Origin of the sequence: Nonomuraea solani (assembly GCF_900108335.1) — a bacterium.
GTDB classification, from domain to species: Bacteria; Actinomycetota; Actinomycetes; order Streptosporangiales; family Streptosporangiaceae; genus Nonomuraea; species Nonomuraea solani.
This window is the reverse complement of sequence record NZ_FNVT01000016.1, coordinates 194,137-208,753: the sequence shown is the minus strand read 5'-3', so window position 1 is coordinate 208,753 and position 14,617 is coordinate 194,137. Positions and strand designations below refer to the sequence as shown.

General features: G+C 65.3%; 21 protein-coding genes. 8 read left to right on the top strand and 13 right to left on the bottom strand.

The window, feature by feature from the left end; genetic code table 11:
* Positions 1-196: 196 nt before the first annotated feature.
* Positions 197-709: a hypothetical protein gene (locus tag C4V41_RS61110; RefSeq protein WP_146103993.1), complete on the bottom strand. Its 513-nt coding sequence runs from the start codon at positions 707-709 to the stop codon at positions 197-199.
* 475 nt (positions 710-1,184) lie between these two features.
* Between C4V41_RS61110 and C4V41_RS42160 the strand changes: the two genes are divergently transcribed.
* The 4 genes from C4V41_RS42160 to C4V41_RS42145 all read left to right on the top strand — a co-directional run bounded on the left by C4V41_RS42160 (position 1,185) and on the right by C4V41_RS42145 (position 2,865).
* Complete coding sequence (locus C4V41_RS42160) at positions 1,185-1,415, top strand: DUF433 domain-containing protein (protein WP_103961631.1); 231 nt, start codon at positions 1,185-1,187, stop codon at positions 1,413-1,415.
* A gap of 12 nt (positions 1,416-1,427) precedes the next feature.
* Positions 1,428-1,778 carry a DUF5615 family PIN-like protein gene (locus C4V41_RS42155; protein ID WP_103961630.1) on the top strand — a complete coding sequence of 117 codons (351 nt, stop codon included), beginning with the start codon at positions 1,428-1,430 and terminating at the stop codon, positions 1,776-1,778.
* 380 nt (positions 1,779-2,158) lie between these two features.
* Positions 2,159-2,593 carry a type II toxin-antitoxin system RelE/ParE family toxin gene (locus tag C4V41_RS66245; protein WP_103961629.1) on the top strand — a complete coding sequence of 145 codons (435 nt, stop codon included), beginning with the start codon at positions 2,159-2,161 and terminating at the stop codon, positions 2,591-2,593.
* A complete protein-coding gene (locus C4V41_RS42145) occupies positions 2,533-2,865 on the top strand; it encodes a helix-turn-helix domain-containing protein (protein ID WP_103961628.1) in 333 nt (110 codons plus the stop codon). Before C4V41_RS66245 ends, C4V41_RS42145 begins: the two co-directional genes overlap by 61 nt.
* Positions 2,866-3,222: 357 nt before the next feature.
* Here C4V41_RS42145 and C4V41_RS42140 read toward each other — a convergent pair whose 3' ends face one another.
* From C4V41_RS42140 to C4V41_RS42120, 5 genes are all read right to left on the bottom strand, one after another.
* Positions 3,223-3,555: a helix-turn-helix domain-containing protein gene (locus C4V41_RS42140; protein WP_103961627.1), complete on the bottom strand. Its 333-nt coding sequence runs from the start codon at positions 3,553-3,555 to the stop codon at positions 3,223-3,225.
* A 112-nt stretch (positions 3,556-3,667) separates the two neighbouring features.
* A complete protein-coding gene (locus C4V41_RS65945; protein WP_327537502.1) occupies positions 3,668-3,880 on the bottom strand; it encodes a type II toxin-antitoxin system RelE/ParE family toxin in 213 nt (70 codons plus the stop codon).
* Between the two features lie 75 nt (positions 3,881-3,955).
* Positions 3,956-4,321, bottom strand: coding sequence for an inorganic pyrophosphatase (locus C4V41_RS42130; protein WP_103961626.1), 366 nt, complete (start codon positions 4,319-4,321; stop codon positions 3,956-3,958).
* 393 nt (positions 4,322-4,714) lie between these two features.
* The gene (locus tag C4V41_RS42125; protein WP_160150573.1) at positions 4,715-5,491 is read right to left on the bottom strand and encodes an endonuclease/exonuclease/phosphatase family protein; all 777 of its coding nucleotides are present in this window, start codon (positions 5,489-5,491) and stop codon (positions 4,715-4,717) included.
* A gap of 108 nt (positions 5,492-5,599) precedes the next feature.
* Positions 5,600-7,102, bottom strand: a complete 1,503-nt coding sequence (locus tag C4V41_RS42120) for a serine hydrolase domain-containing protein (RefSeq protein ID WP_235030720.1) — start codon at positions 7,100-7,102, stop codon at positions 5,600-5,602.
* A 375-nt stretch (positions 7,103-7,477) separates the two neighbouring features.
* Here C4V41_RS42120 and C4V41_RS42115 point away from each other — a divergent pair, with 375 nt between their 5' ends.
* A complete protein-coding gene (locus C4V41_RS42115) occupies positions 7,478-7,897 on the top strand; it encodes a hypothetical protein (RefSeq protein WP_146103991.1) in 420 nt (139 codons plus the stop codon).
* A gap of 1 nt (position 7,898) precedes the next feature.
* On the opposite strand, the gene C4V41_RS42110 is transcribed toward C4V41_RS42115, so the two are convergent.
* The 4 genes from C4V41_RS42110 to C4V41_RS42095 all read right to left on the bottom strand — a co-directional run bounded on the left by C4V41_RS42110 (position 7,899) and on the right by C4V41_RS42095 (position 10,682).
* Positions 7,899-8,573 carry a DNA alkylation repair protein gene (locus C4V41_RS42110; RefSeq protein ID WP_103961623.1) on the bottom strand — a complete coding sequence of 225 codons (675 nt, stop codon included), beginning with the start codon at positions 8,571-8,573 and terminating at the stop codon, positions 7,899-7,901.
* 39 nt (positions 8,574-8,612) lie between these two features.
* The gene (locus tag C4V41_RS42105; protein ID WP_103961622.1) at positions 8,613-9,221 is read right to left on the bottom strand and encodes a hypothetical protein; all 609 of its coding nucleotides are present in this window, start codon (positions 9,219-9,221) and stop codon (positions 8,613-8,615) included.
* Positions 9,222-9,309: 88 nt separating this feature from the next.
* The gene (locus C4V41_RS42100) at positions 9,310-10,035 is read right to left on the bottom strand and encodes a VOC family protein (RefSeq protein ID WP_103961621.1); all 726 of its coding nucleotides are present in this window, start codon (positions 10,033-10,035) and stop codon (positions 9,310-9,312) included.
* A gap of 251 nt (positions 10,036-10,286) precedes the next feature.
* Positions 10,287-10,682 (bottom strand): hypothetical protein, encoded by a 396-nt coding sequence (locus C4V41_RS42095; RefSeq protein WP_146103990.1) that lies wholly within the window; start codon positions 10,680-10,682, stop codon positions 10,287-10,289.
* A gap of 322 nt (positions 10,683-11,004) precedes the next feature.
* Here C4V41_RS42095 and C4V41_RS42090 point away from each other — a divergent pair, with 322 nt between their 5' ends.
* Positions 11,005-11,253, top strand: coding sequence for an FG-GAP repeat protein (locus C4V41_RS42090; RefSeq protein WP_160150572.1), 249 nt, complete (start codon positions 11,005-11,007; stop codon positions 11,251-11,253).
* A 64-nt stretch (positions 11,254-11,317) separates the two neighbouring features.
* Here C4V41_RS42090 and C4V41_RS42085 read toward each other — a convergent pair whose 3' ends face one another.
* The gene (locus tag C4V41_RS42085; RefSeq protein WP_103961618.1) at positions 11,318-11,992 is read right to left on the bottom strand and encodes a hypothetical protein; all 675 of its coding nucleotides are present in this window, start codon (positions 11,990-11,992) and stop codon (positions 11,318-11,320) included.
* 168 nt (positions 11,993-12,160) lie between these two features.
* Positions 12,161-12,781 (bottom strand): SMI1/KNR4 family protein, encoded by a 621-nt coding sequence (locus C4V41_RS42080; protein ID WP_103961617.1) that lies wholly within the window; start codon positions 12,779-12,781, stop codon positions 12,161-12,163.
* A gap of 113 nt (positions 12,782-12,894) precedes the next feature.
* On the opposite strand from C4V41_RS42080, the gene C4V41_RS42075 reads away from it, so the two are divergent.
* Positions 12,895-13,440, top strand: coding sequence for a dihydrofolate reductase family protein (locus C4V41_RS42075; RefSeq protein ID WP_103961616.1), 546 nt, complete (start codon positions 12,895-12,897; stop codon positions 13,438-13,440).
* 61 nt (positions 13,441-13,501) lie between these two features.
* Positions 13,502-14,179, top strand: coding sequence for an NUDIX domain-containing protein (locus C4V41_RS42070; RefSeq protein WP_103961715.1), 678 nt, complete (start codon positions 13,502-13,504; stop codon positions 14,177-14,179).
* Here the strand turns inward: C4V41_RS42070 and C4V41_RS42065 are convergent.
* Positions 14,124-14,591 (bottom strand): GNAT family N-acetyltransferase, encoded by a 468-nt coding sequence (locus tag C4V41_RS42065; protein ID WP_103961615.1) that lies wholly within the window; start codon positions 14,589-14,591, stop codon positions 14,124-14,126. The genes C4V41_RS42070 and C4V41_RS42065 overlap by 56 nt on opposite strands.
* Between the last annotated feature and the right edge of the window lie 26 nt (positions 14,592-14,617).

Here is a 14,617-nt window from a genome sequence, read left to right as displayed (position 1 = left end):
CCTCAGCACCGGCTCACCGGATAGCGGTGTCCTCAGGTCGCGAAGCCAAGCATGTGGCTGCTGACTCGGTCGTGTCGTCGTAGGTAGACAGCGAGACAGCGGATCGTCTGTGCGCCCTTTCGGGATTTGACTGCTGCCCATACTCTGTGCCCTAGCAAGAACGATCATGCATCGAAAGCGGGGCATCAGGGTCAGCTCAGCAGCCGTACCACCCGGCGTAGGCATCCCACTTGCCGTTCTTGGTGAATTCTGCGCTCTTGCCCTTGTTGATCGTGGTGCACTTCGAGTCGGGCATAAAGGCCCCCCTCCAGTCCACCTTGAGCTTCTTCTTGCTGGCGCAGTTGTTCGTGATCTTCACCCAGTGGTGATAGTACTTTCCGAAGGCGGTCTCCTCGTAGAAGGTCCTCCCATGCTGGACATCGACGCAGGAGGGCGCGGCGTTGGCCGCCGAAGCGGCGGCGGCCGGTGTGGCGACAGTCATGGTGAGCACAGCTGCCGCCACAGCTGCGGCTCGGATGAAGGCACGGGAATCCATCGTTCTCCTTGGGGATATCGCGGCGATTTTGGATGCTGCCGGTTGGGCAGCAAGAAGCGCCCGCCACATGCGGGTTGTTGACACGGCCAACGCTAGCGAGGGGCGGTATATCGCGGGTATGGCAGTGATTCGGGCAAGGCCAGGCCGGATACCCGCTTCGTCGACCTCGACCACGCTCAACCGCTACACGCACGCGTCGCCCGAGGGTCTGTAGTGCCGAGTCAACAATCGCCTCTGGAGTGGATCTCCAGCTCAGGGAGGGGGAAGTGCTCAAGATCGGCGGGTCCTAATGGGGCCGAGGCGGGCGGGGTGCGCGCAGTGCGTTTCAATCCCAGGTCGGAGAGCTGATCCTCGTGCCAGATGCGTGCCAGAACGAACGGCAGGTCAAGGTCATTCAGGGCCACTCACGGCCACTCGTCGCGGTCTGAGCAGGACCCCCGTTCTCCCCGCTCAGGACACCAAGATCAGTAGCCGGTTCCCAAGCTGACAGCGCGGGTTCGATTCCCGTCACCCGCTCCACAGAAAGCTCAGCCAGGCCTCTGGCACTGGCCGGTTTCCTTGATCTTCCTCATCTCTCTTCATGTCGCCGTGGTATCGCGGTCGCTAGCACAGGTGCGAGCTGGCAGTATCGAGATGGAGGGGAGACGCCATGAACTTCGATCGGATCACTGTCGAGCCCGACAAGCTCGAAGGCAAACCGACCATCCGAGGGCTGCGGATCACCGTGGAGACGGTGGTACGGCTCGTCGCGGCTGGATGGACCTTCGATGAGATCTTGTCGGACTACCCCGACCTCGAACGCGAGGACATCAAGCAGGGGCTGGAATACGCAGCGGCCTCCACGAACGTCCACTTCTACCGCCTCCGAGAGCCGGCGTGAACTTCCTGATCGATGAGAGCCTCTCACCGCGTCGCTGAACTGCTGGCGAAGGCCGGTCACGATGCGGTGCACGTGCGCGATCTCCAAGCGACGAGTGCGCCGGACTCCACGATCATGGCCCTTGCCATGGCGGACGACCGGGTCATCGTCTCGGCGGATACAGACTTCGGCGCGCTTTTGGCTCAGGCCCGTACCACCAAGCCCTCGGTCATGCTTGTGCGGGAGATCCTTGAGCTTCGACCGCCTGAGCTGGTGAATATCATCCTTAACCACCTTGATGTCCTCGACCCTCACCTGTCTACGGGTGCGATCGTGGCCTTTGCCCCCGCAGGCATCAGAGTGCGAGCGCTCCCGCTCCGTTGAACAAAGAGCATTTGACCGCCGTGCCATTAGCGTGCCATTAAGGGCGGTGACGAGGGGTCAACCACGGTCACTCACGGCCGGTCTCAGCCGCAGGTCAACGCCCCTACGAGGCAAGATCCCTGCAATTCCCAAGCTGACAGCGCGGGTTCGATTCCCGTCACCCGCTCCACACACGAAAGCCCAGGTTGGAAGGTTTGCGAGACCTGGGCCTTGATCTTGTATAACTCGGATTTCACTCGGCCATGCCGCGATCTTCATCGCGGGCCGCCAAATTGATCTAGACCTCTGAGTCTAGCCATCGCAACATCAGATTGCCCGCATTGTCGCGCCCTGCACGAGTCGGGCTATGTAAAGCTTGGCATATACACTGTGTTGCATGAGTGAAGAGCTGTACGACATCGAGCTGGAGCCAGGGGTGGAGGCTTGGCTGGACACTCTGTCCGACCGGGATCACGCCGCTGTCGAGGCCCGCCGTCGAACGGCTCGCTCAGTTCGGCGACCGGATGCCGTACGGTCATGCTCGCGACTTGGGTGACGGGTTGTGGGAGTTGCGTTTCGATATCGCACACCACTCGGTGCGCCTCACCTACTGGCTGGCCGAGGATCGCCGGGCGGTGTTGCTGACTGCCTTCTACAAGACGCGAGACAGGCAGCCGCGCGATGTGGAGCGCCCGCAAGGCGATGGTCGAGTGCATGGCTGGTGGCTCGGAGCACGGCGTCGCGCATCGGATCTACGAGGGAAGGAGCTGGAGGGATGGCCGGGCATAACAAGTGGAAGACGATCAAGGCCAAGCGGATTGCCGGTGAGGAGGTGAGTCCCGAGTACGCCGCGATGGTGGAGGAGGCACGGCTGGGGCAGGACCTCGGCGCGGCCGTCTACCGTCGCCGGATCGAGCTGGGCCTGTCGCAGACGGAGCTGGCCGAGCGGGCGGGCATGACGCAGCCGCAGGTCTCCCGCTTGGAGGGTGGAGCGCACATGCCGACGATTCCGCTGATGGTGCGGTTGGCGGCGGCGTTGGAGATCGATGTGGTGATGCACGGTGACGTCTCCGAGCCGGTGGAGTTTCGGGTCATCACCGCCGTGTGAGAAACGGAGGTGCCGTGACGCCGCGCGGAACCACGTGCGGCACTCGACGAACCCATGGATCTCGTTTCCCATGCCGAGATCTTCTTGCCCCCGCACCGTTCGCCAGGCCGTGCCCGCTGCGTGCCCGTTCGGACGGTGATCAACGGGGAGCCGCGGAGACTCACGGTCACTCGACCGGCATTGACCTAGGTCAGCTTTTCCCCTGGTCAGATGCTGTGATCTTGAAAGAGTTCCCAAGCTGACAGCGCGGGTTCAATTCTTGTCACCCGCTCTCATAGGAAAGCCGAGTGAAGGCTTGGGTTTGGGCTGATGTGGTCGAAGCCATGAAGTGCTTGGCCGCAGGTCGGTGCGGCCCCCTCAGGCAACTTTCCAGGTTCGGTCGCCGAGCGTGGCTACGAGATCCAAGTGACCCCCGAGCGCAGCGATGTACTCTCGTACGACGTCGATGCCGGATACTTCGCCGTGTTCGATCTTGGAGATGCGAGCTTGGCTGACTCCCAAGGTGTGGGCGAGTTCAGCCTGAGTGACACCGGCGGCCTGACGGATCTCGGCGAGCTGGAATTCGCGGACGTACGCTTCGCGGCGTTCACGCGCGACGGCCTCTCCAGCAGCGCGTTCCGCCGCGTCTCGCGGGTCGAGCGCTGCCGCCTTGGCCTTGACATCCGACCACTTGCTGTGCCGAGCGCTCATCGCTCCTCCTGCTCTTCTTCTTTGAGCGTGATCAGGTGCTGGGCAAATCGTTCATCAGCCAGTGGTATCGCTTCCCGATACCAGCGGTTCCAGTTGCCGGCTTTATCACCGGCTACCAGAAAGATGCGCCCCTTACCGGATCGAAGCAGAACAGCATCCGGATCTCACTCGTCCCCGATGAGGGCGGGCGTAGTTCCTTCATGTTGTGGTACCGGCTGCCTTGTACCCGGTCGACCAGAGGACGACGCGCCGTTGGGCCTTCCTCCGCGAGCTGATCGATCGCGTCCTTGACCAGGTCCGCAGCCTCCGGATCGGTTACGCACATGGTCAGGTACCGCGGCCATACCGAGCCACCGCGCCGATCACTGTCACGCCGTCGCCATTTGCTGCGCGGCCCCGTTCATTTCGGCCGATGGATCACCACAGGCGCTTGAGGCTGAGGGGCATAGAAGCCCTCCACCAGCGCGATCTCATCCGATGAGCAGCGCCACAAGAACTTGACCTCAGCGTTTCGCTTGAGCAGATCCACCGTGCAGGCCACCGCCGACACGGTACGCGCCGGAGATGAGCCGACCCACACATCGATGCCCTCACCGTCCCCGCCTTGGGTCCCGGACAAGAAGCCATAATCCAGCCGGTAGATGAAGCTCGACACCTTTGGATGCGGCGTACCCGCGGGACGATCAATCACGATCTCGGCGTCACCCACGAGGGAATTGGCCTGCTCCCACATGGAAAGCCGCGCGCAGGCTTCAAAGTCCGGCATGGGCAGACCATAGCCTCCGGCAGGAGCGCTCCGGCTCCGGGGCGATCGCGGCGCGGACCGGGAAACCGTAGAGGGCTGAAGTGGATGCCTGATCGTCCCACCTCCGCCATCGACCCGTGCCTGCTTTCCCTTTGGGCGGGTCGACGACAGACGGGATGATCAGGCGGCCGGGGTGTCCGGTGGAGTTCCGGGCATCGCCGCCGCGTGAGAAAGGGGCGCAGCGCTCTGAGTTACCCGGCTGTTCGACGCAGGGGACGCCAGGGCTGCGCCGCAGGAATCGCTTGATGACCAGGACTCGGACACCGTCGACGACCACGGCGGCCGCTCGGGGGATCGACATGAAATGGATCATACGGTTCGGCCCAGAGACCCCTCTCCCACCTGCCGCTCTGGCTACCGCGCCACCCACGCGTGCATCGGTACGTGGTCCGACCACCGCTTCCTGGCGTAATCGACGAAGCAACCCCGCACGCGGCCGTCGCCGGCGAACACGTAGTCGATCTTCCGTTTGCGGGTGACGTAGGTCCAGCGGTTGCGCGGGTCGCATTCGTCGCGACCCTCGTACGCGGTGGCGGCGGCGCGCGGCACCAGGTTGAGGTCGCCGCCGACGACACCCCGGCCGAGCTTGAACAGCTCGCGTAGCTGTTTGTGCCGGTAGGGCGCGCCCTTCTGCCTGTCGTCGTAGATCGAGCCGGAGGAGAAGTGCGCGGTGCAGAGCGCTCGATCGGCCGTACAGACCGCGTACCTGCGGGTGCCCCACGGTGGCGAAGTCAGCGCGTGCACTTCGAAACGGACGCTCCGTTCGGCTACGGCCAGTGTGACGCTCTGCACCCCGCGCGCCTTGCCGTTCCAGTCGGGGGCGCACTGGTACGGCGAGCCATCCGGGTGGGCGAACCCGGCCGACTTGATGCTCCACGCCCGGCCGGTACGCGCCTCCAGTTCGCGCTCCAGATCGGCGTCCGCACCCGTACAGAATTCCTGGAGAAAGACCACGTCCGCCTTGGTGGCCAGCACGGCGACGTGCCAGGCCAGCTCGGTGGTGGTGCGGCGGAAGAGGGGGCAACTGTTGTACGTGCCCGCGCAGACGTTCCACGTCATCACGTGAAGCACGGGGGCCTGCGTGGGCAGGCTAAGGGATATCAGCCCGGCGATCCCGAGATATCTGATCATCACCGGCAATTTCATCATGCGCGGGCGGGGGCGTCCTTGGATATGTCGCACTCGGCCTGTTGCGCGGCGGCGGCGTCAGCTTTGTGAGCGCACCGCGCCTGGCTGCGGTCACAGGTGTTCGGCCGGCTTACCGCAGAAGACCTCGTTCACGAGCCTTTGCTGGGCGGTCTGGAATGCTGCGGCAATGGACAGGTCGGCGTCGTCCACGCAGTTCAGTGCGGCGGTCAGGGTCTTGCTGCCGTCAGGCGTGCTGTACATCAGTGCCGCGTGGCCCACGGCGGCACCGTTGTGGGAGATGAGGGTGCCGCCGTCGTCCGTTTTCACCACGAACACTCCCAGGCCGTAGTCCATGTTCGGAATGCCCGTCGGGTGCGGCGTGCACATCTCGGCCAGCAGCGGGGCCGGCAGCAGCTTGCCGCCCAGCAGCGCGGAGATGAACGTGTGCAAGTCCCGGGTGGTTGAGATCATGTCGCCACCGCTGGAGATCCAGGAGGGGTTCTGGCGGGTGACGTCGATCGTCTTCTGCTCGCCGGCGTCCTCGTAGCGATAGTAGGCGTGCGCGTACGGCTCGGGGATCTCCGGCGAGGCGTCCGGCACCACGGTGTCCGACAACCCGAGCGGTCCCAGGATCAGCCGCCGCATCTCCTCGGCGACCGAGCGGCCGGCGACCTTCTCGATCAGCAGCCTGGCCAGCACATAGTTGGTGTTGGAATAGCTCCAGCCCGTCCCAGGCTCGAACCGCGCCGGCTTGGACAACGCCAGCTCCACCAACTCCTGCGGCCGGTAGGTCTTGAACCGGTTGTCCATCCACTCTTGGCCCGTGGTGCCGTACGGAATGGGGATCCCCGCCACGATCGTCCCGTCGGCGTAGACTTCGCCGCTGAAGTTGAACACGCCACTGGTGTGCTGCAACAGCATCCGCACCGTGATCCGCTCGTCCAGCCCGAACTCGGGCAGGTAGTCCGCCGCGGGGGCGTCCAGGGCGATCTTGCCCTCGGCCACCAGTTGCAGCACCAGGGTCGCGGTGAAGGTCTTGGTGTTGCTGCCGATCCGGACATGCCCGTCCGTCGGCGGCTTCGCGGCCCCGCCCAGCTCGGCCGCCCCGGCGCTGCCGGCCCACTCACCCCGCTCATCGTGCACGCGCAGCGACACCCCGACGAAGCCGGAATCAACGATCTCCTCGATCGCCTTCTGCAACTCCGGACGATCCTGCCCGGCGGCGTCGAGGGCGGCGGTGATCTTGCGGGCCATCTCGGCCGCAACGGTGCTGGGCTTGTCCGGGTGGACCTGGGCGGCTTCGATGGCGAGGAGGATGGTCCTGCGGAAATTGTCGGCTTCTGCCGGAGCCCGCTTGCCGAGCAGTTCCATGGCTGCGGTCAGGGCCGGCAATACCCGGTCGGCGAGTTCGGCGACGGTCGTGCCGTTCAGGTCGATGTCCTTGGCGTTCGCGGCGAGCACATGCCCGACCAGACCGGTCGCCGACGACAGGGCGATGGTGGCGTTCGTGGCGGCCTTGTGGGGCGAGCCGGTGGCGGCGGCCATCAGCGACACAGCGCCGTACGCGGCGGTCCGCAGAGTGCTTTTGTCCTGGTCGGAAAGGGTGATGGACATGGTGGTTGCCCCTTCAAATCTGTCGTGTCCGGTCGGCTTCGCGCCGCTGCGACGAGCTTCCACCTTGACCTAAGGTCAACCTCAACTATGACCTAGGTCACAACTGGGCGGCTTCGGAAGCGGGACGCCGTCCCCGCCGGGTGACAGTCGCATCTCGTACGGGTCCGCAACCGTCCTGCTACGCCCACCATGTGGAACGGCGGACGCCGAATGGCGCCTGGCCAACTGGCTGGTCAGCAACTGGCCGGGCATGATCACGCCTGCGGCCCGCCCGCCATCGACCCGGACAAGCCGAGGTAGACCAGGGCCACTGTGCGGTCCTCGCGTACCGGTCGAGGCCGCCGTCGGCTGGACCGCAGGCGATACGGGTCCACGATGTTCGTCGCGCTGTGCGATCTCCTGAACGGTGCCGCAGGGGCCTCTTGGGACGGAGAGAATCAACGTGTGAGGAAACTGATCGCCTGTGTCGCACTGGCATCGCCGACGGCCTGCGGGTACGGCGAGGAGCAACGCATCATGAACTCCTTCGCCGAGATGGAGCAGGTGGCTCGGGCGGCCGGGTCGGACGACGGTGTGGCGACTCGGTCGCGGAAGATCGGGGAGGTCGAGTTTCAGGCGATCTACCAAGAGGGTGACCGGGTCTATTTCCGGGTGGGCGAGAATGGGCCCAGCGTGGATCCCTATGGTTACGTCTGGAGTCCTGAGCACGTGCCGGTCGATGACTCCAACCCGTCGGTCGCGTCGTCGTTCGAGCACATCCAGGGTCCTTGGTATCGCTGGAGCGACAGCTATTGAGTCACACCGTCTCCTTGCGGCGCACCAGTTCGGTGATCCAGATGGGCGCGAACGGAGAGGTGCAGCCCGGGGGAGTCGGGTAGTCCTTGAGGACCTCCAGGCGCTCGCCGATGTCGATGGCGCGGGCGCGGTGTTCGGCGTGTTCGATGCCGATCTGCGCCAGGCAGTGGTTCATCGCCCATTGCAGGCGGTCCGGCGCGTTTTTCATCTCCGCTTCGATGACGTCGAGTAGTTCTGGGAGGTCGAGGCCGTCGGGTTTCTTTGCCACGCGTTCGGTGGTCAGTGCCCAGCCGGCGCTGGCGACGACTGGGTCCGGATCGGCGTACCAGGCCAGGCGTAGCTCTTCGGCGTGCGGGTTCTTCTTCACCACGTAGTTCACGAGCCAGTCGTGGACCTTGGGGGTGCGCGCCTGGCGCAACATGACGTCCAACTCGTCCCGCCGGAACGCTTTCGGGCGGCAGATCAGGAGTGCCAGTAGTTTCGCCGCCGTATCATCCGTTTCCCAGAGTCGGCAGGCGAGTTCCTGCTGTGTCTTCAGGCGCTTTGCGAGTGCGCGCAGTTTGCTGAGGTTCACACCGTGGTCGTCGCCGTGTTTCTCATTGACCGCGCGTGCCTTCGGATCCTCGAGTTCGGCCAGTTCGGCCATCACCTCGGCCACCAGTGTGTTCTCAGCCATCGCAGCCTCCCTGCCCATCCTTCTACCGCGGGATTCAGCCTATGGTGTTCTGCTGGACGCGCCGGGATTGAGGCGGTCATTGACCAGGCGCCGGCGTTCCATCGGAAGATCGTGAGTGGCCATGGCCCTCTTCAGGAGGTCTGGCTCATACCCCTGGGCCGCCATGAGGTCGAGGAGAGGTTCGTATCGATCGGGGCGATCGCGCAGGAGTTCTGTGGCCAACCGCAGTTCGAGACGCACCACGGGAACTTGATGCGGGCCGCACGTGATCAGGACGTAGTGCTGCCATGGGCCACGGCCAATGCACTCCATCGCGTCGGAGTCGGTCTCCTGTTCGACGGTGCTGAGCTCTAAAGGGACCCCGTTCACTTCGTACCTGGCGAAATACTGCGAAGTCTCGGGGAGCCAAGATGCCGGATACAGGCAGGGAAAGGATGAGAGGGCGGCAGAGATGGTGTCCACGTCCTCTCGCCGGGCGAGTAGGACATCGAGATCTCCGACGGGAAGATGAACACCTTGCAGCAGGGCCGCGCCGGTGCCACCCACGCGGTACATCGGGTCGGCGCCCACAGCCTTCATGGCGGTGAGGGTCGTCTCCAAGGCCGACGTTACGTCCTCCAGCAGCAGTGATGCTTTACCGTCTCCCATGGTGAGCAGCGTACTGATCGTGAGCGTTCATGGTCAGGGCTCTGGTTGACGGGCTGAGCGGACTCGTCGGCCCAGGAAACGGCTCTCGTTATCGCGGGGTCAGGACACAGAACTCGTGGCCGTCGGGGTCGGCCATGACCACCCAGTCGACCTCGCCCTGGCCGATGTCGACGCGCTTCGCGCCCAGGGAGATCAGACGGTCGACCTCTGCCTGCTGATCGCCGTCGGCGGGTGGAGCGAGGTCGAAATGCAGCCGGTATTTCTTCCCGAGCTTCGGATCCAGTGGCGGGCCGCCCCAGGTGATCTTCGGGCCGCCGTGCGGCGAGCGGATCGCGGTCTCCTGGTCCTGATCCCAGACCAGCGGCCAGTCCAGCGCTTTGCTCCAGAAGTATCCGACCTCCTGCGAACCGTCGCTCGCGAGGGCGCCGATGAATCCGCAGTCGGCGAGGAATTTGTTGTCCGGCTCGATGACACAGAACTCGTTGCCTTCGGGGTCGGCGAGCACGATGTGACCCTCCTCCGGCAGTTGGCCCACGTCGATGTGCTGAGCGCCGAGTTCGAGCGCCTTCGCCACCGTCTGCTGCTGGTTCTCGAGGGAGGTGCTCGTCAGGTCGAAGTGCATCTGGTTGGGGCCGGCCTTCTGCTCCTGACTCGGCAGAAAGCGGATTCGGAACCCGGTGTCATCGCTCGGCAGAAGCACAATGCCGTCTTGGGGATCGTCGGCCATTTCCCAGTCGAGGACGCCGGCCCAGAAGCGTGCGAGACGGAGTGGGTCGTTCGCGTCGAAGCAGAGCGCGTGGAGGTGCGAAGTCATTCCGCCCCACACCCCCGATCCGCTGATTCAAAGCCGCAGACACGGTACGTATTCCGCGCCGGCAGAGGGAAACAATGCTCGGCGCTCGGCCACGTGAAGTGAGGTAGCACCCCGTCATGTTGACATGCCCGGCGACGATCTTCTACGAGTTTTTCGGGGGTGCGGAGCCTCGGTTCGAGGACGTGGCCGGCGCTCTGCTCGGGGTGTCGCCCCTGTAGGCGCCCGCGACCATGTCAGCCGCGGAACTGCGGTCAGGTCATCTGTTCGTACAGGTGCCGCCAGCGCGAGACGTCATAGGACCCGAGGAGGACCGTATCGATCAGCAACTCCAGCAGCAGGCGATCAGAGTCCTCGTACCTGCGCCTATACCGGCGCCTGCTCGACTCGATCGCTACTTTGGCGATCCGCCGGCCGCCGTCGCACGGCTGGAAATCCGCTTGGAACTCCTGGACTCCGGTCCAACTCCGGTGCAAATGTAAGCGGTCGTCGTCGACGAAGGCGAACCACTTGTCGTCCATGTCTTCGGGGACGTGGCCGCGCCGGATGATCTGCCATTCCCGCTCAGCCCATATTCGATCCGGTGGGGGCAGCGCGCGGGGTTTGCGTAGCGAATGCAACGTTCCCCATGAACTCCTGGTCACCGTCATGTCCTCGGCCGGAGGCGGGCCAGGGGAGCCGACTATGACATGGCGCCAAACGGCGAATCGTTCGTCTGGTGATCTCTCGGTCACGTCTCAAGGGTGACACGACCTGAGGCGATGGGCTAAAGGTCGCCTCTAGCGGCCGGGGCAGGGCCCTCTCACTGCCCCGGTGCCCGACAAAGCGTGCCTCGCAGAAGTTAGAAATTCTATTGATGAATGAGGATAGTCGTGCTTGAGTGCCGTTTGTTGGACATCGGGCAATAGGGGAAAACGGGGAGAGTGTTCAATGAATCGATTATTCATGGGAGCGACCACGGCCGGTGTGTTGATGGCGGCGTTAATCACGGCGACGCCCGCTCAGGCCGCCAGACAGGCCAAATCGGGTGACTTCAACGGTGACGGCAAGGTCGATCTGGTGATCAGTGCCGAGCAGGAGACCGTCGGCGGCTTCATCAGCGCGGGCCTGGTCATCGCGCTCGACGGGGTCGGCGCCGCGAACGCGGCCGCTTTCGACCTGGGCCGGTTCGGCGCGACCGACCCGTCCTTCGGCTCGTTCGGCCACGCGCTGCTCCCCTAGGAAACGCCGGGACCGGCGGTCGTCATGTCCGCCGGTCCTCGGGACGCGGTACGACAGGACCGCGTCACCAACGCTCGTGGATCGAGCCGAAGAGCATCCAGCCCGGGATCCCGACGAACAGGGCGCAGACCACGATCAGGATGACGAGGTCACCCCCGGTCGCCCAGCCGAAGGCCAAGGTGTGCGCCGCCGTGGCCACCGGCACCAGACCCATGAACATCCAGCAGAACGTACGGTAGACGAGGAAGAAGAAGCCGTCCCACCAGCCGAACAGCAGCCCCCACAGCAGGAGCCCCAGGCCGAAGAAGGCCACGCCCAGCCAGACGCCGAGCGCCGTGCTGGCCTCCGGCAGAAACCACTCCGTCTCCCCCTGCACCTCCAGGCCGACGACCTCCTGGCGCCAGAGCCGCAATGTGGCCGGTTGTCCCTCCTTGGCCTTGTTGTAGACATTCGACGACACGTCGCGGGCCTGCTGGGAGCCGTTGGCGCGCCGCCAGGTGATCTCGTGGTGGGTGGTCGTGCTCGTGCTGGTGTAGGTGTGGCCGTTGGCGTCGGTATTCGTCGTGGTCGTGGTGGTGGTGTACGTACGCCGGCGAACGACGGAGACCGGCTCATCGCCGAGACAGCCGCCGGCGTCCTGGTCGCACACCACCGCCTCGCGGAACTGCCGGGTCTGCTGGTACGGATCGGCGGCGCCGGTGAGCGCCACCATGATCACGCCAAGGCCGAGCGCGATCACGATCCACCGGCCGGGCGAACGTCTGGGTAGCGATACGAGGTTCGGCAGTCGACGGTACCGGCGGCGCCTCATGACTCATCCCCACATTGATCACTCATACATCGCTGTCTCGGTGATAGTCGATCACGGATCGTGGCGGACCCCTTCCAGTTCTGTAGATGTTCCCGTTCAGCCCTGCCCGCCCACCCCCACCGGCGCCGGGAGCAGCGGCTCGCCGTTGATCGAGCGGCACTCGGTGCCGAAGTCCCACCACAGGAGCCCGTCGCAGGTCAGGTAGGGGTACATCCCGCGTACCCCGCACCCGAGGTACAGGGCCTGGGCGACATCGTTCAAGTAGGCCGTCAGGCCGGGCCACGAATCGGAGAAGTCGCCGACGCCATCGTGGACCGCCCAGCCGAGCCGGCCCTGACCGGGCCCGGGACGTTGATCGATGACGTGGGCGTTGCCGTCGGCGCTCTCTGCCCAGGGGATCCACAGGGGATGCCACCAGGGCTCGCCCACCGGGGCGACGGCCACGAAGCCGTCGATGTCGGCCGCGATCTCCATGCGCATCCGCCAGTGCGCCGCGATGCCCGACGCGGACAGCGGTGTCTGCTCCGGCAGCAGGCTGGTCCACTCTTTCAGCCCGTCGTGGCAGGTCAACGACTCGCTCAGCTCGTCGGGCAGCCTTACGCACAGGCTCTTCAGCGCGTCCGGGGTCGCCGGCGGGTTGAGCATCGCCAGCGTGGCCGGCGCGTGCGCCGCCAGCCAGGCGTCGATGCGGCGCCACGACGACGATACCGATGACATGGTCGGCTCCCTATGGTCGCTGTCGCTTCTGTACAAGACCCGGAGGGTCGTTCCTCCCTAATCTCCTATCTGCAAGGCCGACCGCGTAACTCCAAAGATCAAGGAACAGAGCCATGGGTAAGATCGTTTCCAGCTTCTTCATCTCCGTTGACGGCGTCGTCGAGTCGCCGGACAAGTGGCACTTCCCGTACTGGAACGACGAGATGGGCGCCGTGGTCCAGGCGGGCATGCAGAGTGCGGCCGCGATGCTGATGGGCCGCAAGCTGTACGAGGAGTGGGCCGGCTACTGGACGCAGACCGACAGCGACCAGGACGTGGCCAAGGCGCTCGGCGACACCCGCAAATACGTCGTGTCGAGCACTCTCGAAAAGGCCGACTGGGCCAACACCACGGTCATCTCCGGTGACGTCGCGGCCGGGGTGCGCGCGCTCAAGGACGAGATCGACGGTGAGATCCAGATGTCCGGCTCCGCGACGACCGTGCGGTGGCTGCTGGCCAATGGGCTGCTCGACGAGCTGAACCTGCTCGTTCACCCGATCGTCGTCGGCCAGGGCCAGAGGTTGTTCGAGGACACCCCGGCCCACCCGCTGAAGCTGGTCAAGTCCGAGACGTTCACGACCGGCGTACTCAACCTGCGGTATGTCCCGGACGCCGGCTGACCCCGTGGCGGTGGGGTGCCGCCATGAGTGTGGCACTCCAGAGCATGGAATGATCTCCCGCATGTCCGCCAAGGCGATCGCGTTCGCCGCCTTACTCCGCCGCGTGGTGGCGCGTGTCAGTGGGCGGAGGTCGAACCCCCGTGCCGTGGCCCTGGCCCGGCAGGTTGGAGCCATCGCTCCATGGGATCGGCAGGAGGCCGGGCACGTCGCCGAGGTGCTGGCGTGGATCGGCTCCGGCGCGCCGCTGTACCGTACCCGCAAGCCCGACATCCCCGACCCCCACCTGGTGAGCTATTTCGTGGGCCTGAGCCCGCGCGAGGAACTGCTGCTGGTCGCCCACCGCGCCGCCGGCCTGTGGCTGCCCAGCGGCGGGCATGTCGAACCGGGGGAGGACCCGTGGGAGACGGTGGTGCGGGAGTGCGCGGAGGAGCTGCACCTACCGGCGGTGGCGCACCCGCGGTTCGGTGAGCGGCCCTTCTTCGTCACCGTCACCCGGACGCGCGGCGAAGGCCCCCACACCGACGTGTCGCTCTGGTACGTCCTCGACATCGACCAGGTGACGACCTTCGACCAGGCCGAGTTCACGGGCATCAGATGGGTGACGCCGCCTCGGTTGCTCGAAGAGCCGATCGAACGGCTCGACCCGCACCTGCACCGCTTCACCCGCAAGCTCATGGCCGCTCTCACCCCTTCAGATCCAGTACGCCCACCGTCTGCCCCCCACTCTCCTCACCCGTGAGCTGGAACCCGAGCTTGCGGTAGAACCCCTCGGGCCCTCCGTCGCCGGGCTCCCACGTGACGTACATCTGAGTGGCGCCACGCCGCCTGACCTCGGCGGCCACCGACTCGACGGCGAAGCGGCCGACCCCGCGCCCCTGCGCGTCAGGGGTGACGTTGAGCCGCCACAGACCGGAACGGAAGTCGACCCCCTTGCCGTTCCAGTCGAGTTCGAGGAACGCCATGAGGAACCCCACGGGAAGATCGCCATCGAGGATGAGGCGTGGCCAGGCCGCCTGCGGATACACGTACGCCTCCGCCAGCGACTTCACCACCGGCGACACGAGGCGCTCCTGGTCGGGGCGGACTTTTACCGCGATGGCGGAGTCAATGTTGGCGGGCGTGATAGGGACAAGGCGAAGGTTAGGCGTCATGGCAGAACAATAAAGGCGGGCCACCG

Coding starts and splice junctions, on each gene's coding strand:
- C4V41_RS42070 (WP_103961715.1), top strand. CDS start 13,502: ATGTCCGCCAAGGCGATCGCGTTCGCCGCCTTACTCCGCCGCGTGGTG.
- C4V41_RS42100 (WP_103961621.1), bottom strand. CDS start 10,035: ATGACTTCGCACCTCCACGCGCTCTGCTTCGACGCGAACGACCCACTC.
- C4V41_RS42130 (WP_103961626.1), bottom strand. CDS start 4,321: ATGCCGGACTTTGAAGCCTGCGCGCGGCTTTCCATGTGGGAGCAGGCC.
- C4V41_RS42120 (WP_235030720.1), bottom strand. CDS start 7,102: ATGTCCATCACCCTTTCCGACCAGGACAAAAGCACTCTGCGGACCGCC.
- C4V41_RS42110 (WP_103961623.1), bottom strand. CDS start 8,573: ATGGCTGAGAACACACTGGTGGCCGAGGTGATGGCCGAACTGGCCGAA.
- C4V41_RS42080 (WP_103961617.1), bottom strand. CDS start 12,781: ATGTCATCGGTATCGTCGTCGTGGCGCCGCATCGACGCCTGGCTGGCG.
- C4V41_RS42145 (WP_103961628.1), top strand. CDS start 2,533: ATGGCCGGGCATAACAAGTGGAAGACGATCAAGGCCAAGCGGATTGCC.
- C4V41_RS42105 (WP_103961622.1), bottom strand. CDS start 9,221: ATGGGAGACGGTAAAGCATCACTGCTGCTGGAGGACGTAACGTCGGCC.
- C4V41_RS42115 (WP_146103991.1), top strand. CDS start 7,478: ATGTTCGTCGCGCTGTGCGATCTCCTGAACGGTGCCGCAGGGGCCTCT.
- C4V41_RS42155 (WP_103961630.1), top strand. CDS start 1,428: ATGAGAGCCTCTCACCGCGTCGCTGAACTGCTGGCGAAGGCCGGTCAC.
- C4V41_RS42065 (WP_103961615.1), bottom strand. CDS start 14,591: ATGACGCCTAACCTTCGCCTTGTCCCTATCACGCCCGCCAACATTGAC.
- C4V41_RS42125 (WP_160150573.1), bottom strand. CDS start 5,491: ATGATCAGATATCTCGGGATCGCCGGGCTGATATCCCTTAGCCTGCCC.
- C4V41_RS42095 (WP_146103990.1), bottom strand. CDS start 10,682: ATGACGGTGACCAGGAGTTCATGGGGAACGTTGCATTCGCTACGCAAA.
- C4V41_RS42090 (WP_160150572.1), top strand. CDS start 11,005: ATGGCGGCGTTAATCACGGCGACGCCCGCTCAGGCCGCCAGACAGGCC.
- C4V41_RS42075 (WP_103961616.1), top strand. CDS start 12,895: ATGGGTAAGATCGTTTCCAGCTTCTTCATCTCCGTTGACGGCGTCGTC.
- C4V41_RS42140 (WP_103961627.1), bottom strand. CDS start 3,555: ATGAGCGCTCGGCACAGCAAGTGGTCGGATGTCAAGGCCAAGGCGGCA.
- C4V41_RS42160 (WP_103961631.1), top strand. CDS start 1,185: ATGAACTTCGATCGGATCACTGTCGAGCCCGACAAGCTCGAAGGCAAA.
- C4V41_RS65945 (WP_327537502.1), bottom strand. CDS start 3,880: ATGTGCGTAACCGATCCGGAGGCTGCGGACCTGGTCAAGGACGCGATC.